Genomic DNA, 6,936 nt, shown 5'->3' with positions numbered 1-6,936 from the left:
CGCCAGTGCCGCGGCGTGGTTCCAGGCCCATGCCCGCGACTGGGACGCGATCCGCTCGCTCCATGTCGCCGATAGCGAGGTCGAGGCGGCAATGGCGGCGCTGGTCGGGGAGGGCCCGGTCGGCACGCTGGTCGATATCGGCACCGGCACCGGCCGCATGCTGGAGCTGTTCGGCGCGCGCGCCGATGCGGCGCTCGGCATCGATCGCTCGTCGGAGATGCTGAGGCTCGCCCGCGCCAAGCTGCACGAGCGCGGCAACACCGAACTGCGCCAGGCCGACCTCTACGCGTTGCCGCTCGCCGACGGTGCGGCCGACCTCGCCATCCTCCACCACGTCCTGCATTTCGCCGAAACGCCGGCGGCCGCGATTGCCGAGGCGGCGCGGGTGCTGGGCGCGGCCGGGCGGCTGCTGATCGCCGACTTCGCCGCCCATGACCGCGAGGAGCTGCGCGCCCGCGATGCCCATGTCCGCCTGGGCTTTGCCGACGAGCAGGTCGCCGGCTGGTTCGCGGCCGCCGGATTGCAGATGGCGCGGGTGGAGACGCTGGTGGGCGGCGAACTGACGGTGAAGCTGTGGCTCGGGCGCAAGGCCGGGGCCGCTCTACGCGAGGTGAAGGCGGCATGACGATCTCGGTTCCCCAGCTGGAGGAGGCGCGGCGAGCGCTTGACACGCCGCTGTTCGCCGATGTCGGCGGCGACCTGACGGTCAGTTTCGAGTTCTTCCCGCCCAAGAACGAGACGATGAACACCGCCTTGTGGGAGGCGGTACGTACGCTGGAGCCGCTCGATCCCAGCTTCGTCTCGGTAACCTATGGTGCCGGCGGCACCACTCGCGAGCGCACCCATGCGACCGTGGCGCGCATCCAGCGCGAGACCTCGCTCGCCGCCGCCGCCCACCTCACCTGTGTCGAGGCGAGTCGCGAGGAGGTCGACGCGATCGCGCGCGAATATTGGGCGATCGGCGTCCGCCACATCGTCGCCCTGCGCGGCGACTCCCCGGCCAGCGACACGCCCTATGCGCCGCATCCCGGCGGCTACGAGAACGCCGCCGACCTCGTCGCCGGGCTGCGCCGGCTGCATCCGTTCGAGATTTCGGTCGCCGCCTATCCCGAGGCGCATCCGGAGTCGCCCGATCAGGCGAGCGACCTCGACAATCTGAAGCGCAAGCTCGACGCCGGTGCCCGCCGCGCGATCACGCAATTCTTCTTCGAGCCCGACACCTTCTTCCGCTTCCGCGACGCGGCGGCGGCGGCGGGGATCGACGCCGACCTCGTTCCCGGCATCATGCCGGTGATGAACGTCGCCAGCATCACGCGGATGTCGGCGCTGTGCGGCACGCGGGTGCCGCCCTGGATGGGGCGGCTGTTCGAAGGGCTGGACGAGCGCCCGGCCGCACGCCAGCTGGTCGCGGCGACGGTGGCGGCGGAGTTGTCGCGGCGGCTGTACGCGGGCGGGGTCAAGGAGCTGCATTTCTACACCCTCAACCGGGCGGAACTCGCCTATGCGATCTGCCATCTGCTCGGAGTCAGGCCGACGCTGCGCGAGCGGGAGGTCGCGGCATGACGGTGCGCGAGCGGTTCAAGGCGGAGGCGGCGCGCCGCATCCTCATCACCGACGGCGCATTCGGCACCGAAATCCAGAACTGGAAGCTCGACGAGGCCGCCTATGCGGGCGACCTCGGCCTCGGCCATGACCAGAAGGGCAACAACGACATCCTGGCGCTGACCAAGCCGGAGGTGCCGGAGTCGATCCACCGCGCCTATTTCGAGGCCGGTGCCGATATTGCCGAGACCAACACCTTCTCCGCCAACATCATCAGCCAGGCGGATTACGGTGCCGAGCATCTGGTGCGCGAGATCAATGTCGAAAGCGCCCGGCTCGCCCGCCGGCTGGCCGACGAGTATCAGGCGCGCGACGGCCGCCCTCGCTTCGTCGCCGGCGCGATCGGGCCGACCAACAAGACGCTGTCGCTCAGCCCCGACGTCAACGACCCCGGCTTTCGCGAGATCGACTTCGATTACCTCACCGGCGTCTATCGCGAGCAGATCGACGCGCTGGTCGAGGGCGGGGTGGACTTCATTCTGATCGAGACGGTGTTCGACACGCTCAACGCCAAGGCGGGGATCATGGCGGCGCTGGAGGCGGGGATGGCGCTGGGCCGCGACCTGCCGATCATGCTGTCGATGACGCTGACCGACCTGTCGGGGCGCAACCTGTCGGGACATACCGTGGAGGCGTTCTGGCACGCGGTGCGCCATGCCCGGCCGCTGACCATCGGCCTCAATTGTTCCTTTGGTGCCGAGCAGTTACGCCCGCATGTGAAGACGCTGTCGGAAATCTGCGACACGCTGATCATGGTCTATCCGAACGCCGGCTTGCCCAACGAACTGGGCGAGTATGACGAACGGCCGGCAACGACGGCGGGGCTGGTCGGCGAGTGGGCCGATGCGGGCCAGGTCAATGTGCTCGGCGGCTGCTGCGGCTCGACGCCGGCGCATATCCAGGCGATGGCGGAGCGGGTGACGGGGGTGACGCCCCGCGCGGTGCCGGTCCCGCCGGTGAAGACACGGCTGGCGGGCTTGGAGCCGTTCACGATGGCGGCGTGACCGACCGCATCCTCCCGTTGTTTTAGGAATATCAGTGGCTTCCGCTCCGTCCTCCGCCCAGTTCGTCAACATCGGCGAGCGCACCAATGTCACCGGCTCCGCCGCCTTCAAGAAGATGGTGATGGCCGGCGACTATACCCGCGCCGTCGAGGTCGCGCGTCAGCAGGTCGAGAACGGAGCGCAGGTGGTCGACGTCAACATGGACGAGGGGCTGCTCGACGCGCACCACGCCATGACCACCTTCCTCAAGCTGATCGCCGCAGAACCCGACATCGCGCGGGTGCCGATCATGATCGACAGCTCCAAATGGAGCGTGATCGAGGCGGGGCTGAAATGCGTGTCGGGCAAGCCGATCGTCAACTCGATCAGCATGAAGGAGGGTGAAGACGCCTTCCTGGCTTCCGCCCGCAAGTGCATGAATTACGGTGCCGCCGTCGTCGTCATGGCGTTCGACGAGGTCGGCCAGGCCGACACCCAGGCGCGCAAGGTCGAGATCTGCGCCCGCGCCTACGACCTCCTCATGGGCATCGGCTTCCCGCCCGAGGACATCATCTTCGACCCCAACATCTTCGCGGTGGCGACCGGGATCGAGGAGCACAACAATTACGGCGTCGACTTCATCGAGGCGTGCCGGGCGATCAAGGCGCGCTGCCCGCACGTTCATATCTCGGGCGGGCTGTCCAACTTCAGCTTCTCGTTCCGCGGCAACGAGCCGGTGCGCCGCGCGATGCATTCGGTGTTCCTCTATTACGCCATCCCCGCCGGGCTCGACATGGCGATCGTCAACGCCGGCCAGCTCGACGTCTACGACACCATCGATCCGGAGCTGCGCGCGGCGGTGGAGGATGTCGTCCTTAACCGCGATCCCGAGGCCGGCGATCGGCTGGTCGCGCTGGCCGAAAAGTATCGCGGCACCGACGCGGTGGCGGAGAAGCAGGCGGCGGAGTGGCGCGGGCTGCCGGTGACCAAGCGGCTGGAATATGCGCTGGTCAAGGGCATCGACGCGCATGTGGTGGACGACACCGAGGAGTGCCGGCAGCAGTTCGCGCGCCCGATCGAGGTCATCGAAGGCCCGCTGATGGACGGCATGAACGTGGTCGGCGACCTGTTCGGATCGGGCAAGATGTTCCTGCCGCAGGTCGTTAAAAGCGCTCGCGTCATGAAGAAGGCGGTCGCGCACCTGCTGCCCTTCATCGAGGCGTCGAAGGAGCCGGGGGCGAAAGGCAAGGGTAAGATCGTCATGGCGACGGTCAAGGGCGACGTCCACGACATCGGCAAGAACATCGTCGGCGTCGTCCTCCAGTGTAACGGCTTCGACGTCGTTGACCTGGGCGTCATGGTACCATGGTCGAAAATCATCGCCGCGGCTAACGAGAACGACGCCGACATGATCGGCCTGTCGGGCCTGATCACGCCATCGCTGGACGAGATGGTGACCGTCGCCGAGGAGATGAAGCGCGCGGGCATGACCATGCCGCTGCTGATCGGCGGCGCGACCACGTCCAAGGTGCATACGGCGTTGCGCATCTCGCCGGCATATGACGGCCCCATCGTCCACGTCCTCGACGCCAGCCGCGCGGTCGGCGTGGCCACCACCCTGGTCAGCGACACCGGCCGCGACGCCTATGTCGCCGGCGTCGCCGCCGATTACGAGAAGGTGCGGCTGGCGCGCGAGGGCAAGGGGCAGAACGACCTCCTCCCGCTCGCCGAGGCACGGTCGCGGGCGTTCCCGGCCGACATGGCGCTCAAGGCCTCGCCGGTTGCGAAGCCTGGCCTCCATGTGTTCGACGATTGGGACCTGGCCGACCTGCGGCGCTATATTGACTGGACGCCGTTCTTCCGCGCCTGGGAGCTGGCCGGCAATTTCCCGGCGATCCTTGACGATGCAGTGGTGGGCGAGAGTGCGACCTCGCTCTACGCCGACGCGCAGGCGATGCTCGACCGGATCGTCGACGAGCGCTGGCTGACTGCGCGCGGCGTCGCCGGGCTGTGGCCCTGCCACCGCCACGAGGACGACGTGTACGTCACGCTGCCGCACGAGCAGCATCGCCGCAGTCCCGACGGCGCGGCGGTGGCTGACGATCTCGACGTGCCCGACCTCGATCGCCGCGAGCCGCACAGCGTCCGCCTGCCGTTCCTGCGCCAGCAGATCGCCAAGCGCGAGGGGCGCGCCAATATGTGCCTCGCCGATTTTGTCGACCCCGCCGGCGACTGGCTGGGCGGCTTCGCGGTCGGCATCCACGGCATCGACAGCCACATCGCCGCCTACAAGGCGAACCACGACGATTATAACGACATCCTGCTCAAGGCGCTCGCCGACCGGCTGGCGGAGGCGTTCGCGGAGGCGCTGCACGCGCATGTCCGCACCGACCTGTGGGGTTATGCGCCGGACGAGCAGCTGACCAACGAGGCGCTGGTGCGCGAGCAGTATCGCGGCATCCGCCCCGCGCCGGGCTATCCGGCCTGCCCCGAGCACAGCCTCAAGCACATCCTGTTCGACCTGCTCGACGCGGAGACCAACGTCGGGCTGGAGCTGACCGAGAGCTTCGCGATGCTGCCGACGGCGGCGGTGTCGGGCTTCTATTTCGGCCATGCCCAGGCGGAGTATTTCGGCGTGGCCCGGATCGGGCAGGATCAGGTCGCTGATTATGCGGCGCGGCGGGGGGTGGATCAGAAGCAGGCGGAGCGGTGGCTGCGGCCGAACTTGGACTGATCGCGGTGGCTCATCGCGGGACGGCGAGCCCTACCGGTAATCGATAGCAGCACGACGGACGAGCTTTAACCCTCTTTGCCTCTAGCCGGTGCGCTTCGGGTTGCGCCACCTGCTCTCATGCGCCGCATCCTCCTCGCCCCGCTCGCCCTCGCCGCCATCATGCTGGGGGCCGCCGCCCAGCCGGCACCGTTCAGCGTCGACGGCCATGGCTATCGCAGCCTCGACGACGCGCTCGCCGCGATCGGCGACCGCACCGCGACGATCGTGATCGCGCCCGGCACCTATCGCGAATGCGCGGTGCAGAGCCGCGGTACCGTTACCTACCGCGCCGCCCAACCGGGCACCGCCGTCTTCGAGCACAATGTCTGCGAGGACAAGGCGGCGCTGGTGCTGCGCGGGCGCGGGTCGGTGATCGATGGGCTGGTGTTCCGCGGCTACGAGGTCAACGACGGCAATGGCGAGGGTATCCGCACCGAGGCGGGCGACCTCACCGTCGTCAATTCCATGTTTCTCGACAGCGAGCAGGGCATCGGCGGCGGCACCAACGACGTGTCGCGCCGCATCGTCATCGACCATTCGACCTTCGCCGGGCTCGGCCAGTGCCGCACCGACAATTGCAGCCACTCGCTCTACCTCATCACCGCCGGCTCGGTCAGCGTCACCAATTCGCGCTTCGAGCGCGGCACCGGCGGGCATTACGCCAAGATCAGGGCCGCCCATGTCCAGGTCGACGGCAACAGCTTCGACGACAGCGCCGGCCACCAGACCAGCTACCTGATCGACCTGTCGAACGGCGGCACCGGCACGGTCAGGGGCAACACCCTTGTCCAGGGCAAGGACAAGGACAATCCCGGCACGCTGATCGCGGTGTCGGCGGAGAACCGGATGTACCCCACCGAAGGGCTGGCCATCGACGGCAACACCGCCAGCCTCGCACCCGGCGCGGCGAAGGCGGCGTTCGTCGGTGACTGGAGCCACCAGCGGCTGGCGATCGGAACCAACCGGCTGAGCGGCCTGACGCCTTTCGTCAGCCATTAGGCTGTGCAACGCGGCCGGCGTGCCGCTATGCTGCACGGATGACGATATCCGGCTGGCGAGCGCTGTGGAGCGCGATCATTGCGGCGCTGACGCTGGCGGCGTCGCCGGTCTGGGCCGACGTGATGCCGGCGGCGGCCGGCAAGCTGCATCTCGCCATTCGGCTGGTCGCGGAAACCGAGCATCCCCGTGCCGGATCAACCGTCACCCTCGCGATCGCGACCGTGCCGGAGGCGGGCTGGCATGGCTATTGGTCCAACCCTGGCGATGCTGGGTTTGCGGGCAAGTATGACTGGACATTGCCCAAGGGGCTGAGTGCGGGTCCGCTGCAATGGCCGGTGCCGACGACGTTGCTGGTCGCCGGGCTGATGAACCATGTCTATGAGGCACCCTATGCGCTGTTGAGTGACGTGCGGGTGCCGGCGGGGGTGGCAGCGGGAACGGCGCTGCCGATCGTGCTGGAGGCGGATTACCTTGTTTGCACCGCGACGCTGTGCGTGCCGGAGAAGCAGGCGCTGCACCTCATGCTGACCGTCGGCGACGGCGCGCCGGGGCCGGACGCGGCGGCGTTCGGCGGCTGGC

Annotated in this window: 6 protein-coding genes; all 6 read left to right on the top strand. The window is 68.3% G+C overall.

Features of this window, described 5'->3' with window-relative positions; genetic code table 11:
* Window positions 1–625: class I SAM-dependent methyltransferase (locus HUU96_RS08815; protein ID WP_174292459.1), on the top strand; the 625-nt coding region annotated here is incomplete at its 5' end.
* Window positions 622–1,563, top strand: coding sequence for a methylenetetrahydrofolate reductase [NAD(P)H] (gene metF, locus HUU96_RS08810; protein WP_174292458.1), 942 nt, complete (start codon window positions 622–624; stop codon window positions 1,561–1,563). The genes HUU96_RS08815 and metF, both read left to right, overlap by 4 nt.
* Complete coding sequence (locus HUU96_RS08805) at window positions 1,560–2,606, top strand: homocysteine S-methyltransferase family protein (RefSeq protein ID WP_174292457.1); 1,047 nt, start codon at window positions 1,560–1,562, stop codon at window positions 2,604–2,606. The genes metF and HUU96_RS08805 overlap by 4 nt, the downstream gene beginning before the upstream one ends.
* A 34-nt stretch (window positions 2,607–2,640) precedes the next feature.
* Window positions 2,641–5,319, top strand: a complete 2,679-nt coding sequence (metH, locus tag HUU96_RS08800) for a methionine synthase (protein ID WP_174292456.1) — start codon at window positions 2,641–2,643, stop codon at window positions 5,317–5,319.
* 117 nt (window positions 5,320–5,436) lie between these two features.
* Window positions 5,437–6,357, top strand: coding sequence for a right-handed parallel beta-helix repeat-containing protein (locus tag HUU96_RS08795; protein WP_174292455.1), 921 nt, complete (start codon window positions 5,437–5,439; stop codon window positions 6,355–6,357).
* A gap of 38 nt (window positions 6,358–6,395) precedes the next feature.
* Window positions 6,396–6,936 (top strand): protein-disulfide reductase DsbD domain-containing protein (locus HUU96_RS08790; RefSeq protein ID WP_217430299.1); only part of this gene is annotated, 541 nt, incomplete at its 3' end.

The sequence above is a fragment of the Sphingomonas bacterium genome (genome assembly GCF_903644135.1).
Classification (GTDB): domain Bacteria; phylum Pseudomonadota; class Alphaproteobacteria; order Sphingomonadales; family Sphingomonadaceae; genus Sphingomonas.
The sequence above is the reverse complement of the archived record's forward strand: the minus strand, read 5'-3'. Positions and strand labels throughout refer to the sequence as shown.

Excerpts from the sequence above, each read along its gene's own strand:
- metF (WP_174292458.1), top strand. The coding sequence starts at position 622 with ATGACGATCTCGGTTCCCCAGCTGGAGGAGGCGCGGCGAGCGCTTGAC.
- HUU96_RS08805 (WP_174292457.1), top strand. The coding sequence starts at position 1,560 with ATGACGGTGCGCGAGCGGTTCAAGGCGGAGGCGGCGCGCCGCATCCTC.
- HUU96_RS08795 (WP_174292455.1), top strand. The coding sequence starts at position 5,437 with ATGCGCCGCATCCTCCTCGCCCCGCTCGCCCTCGCCGCCATCATGCTG.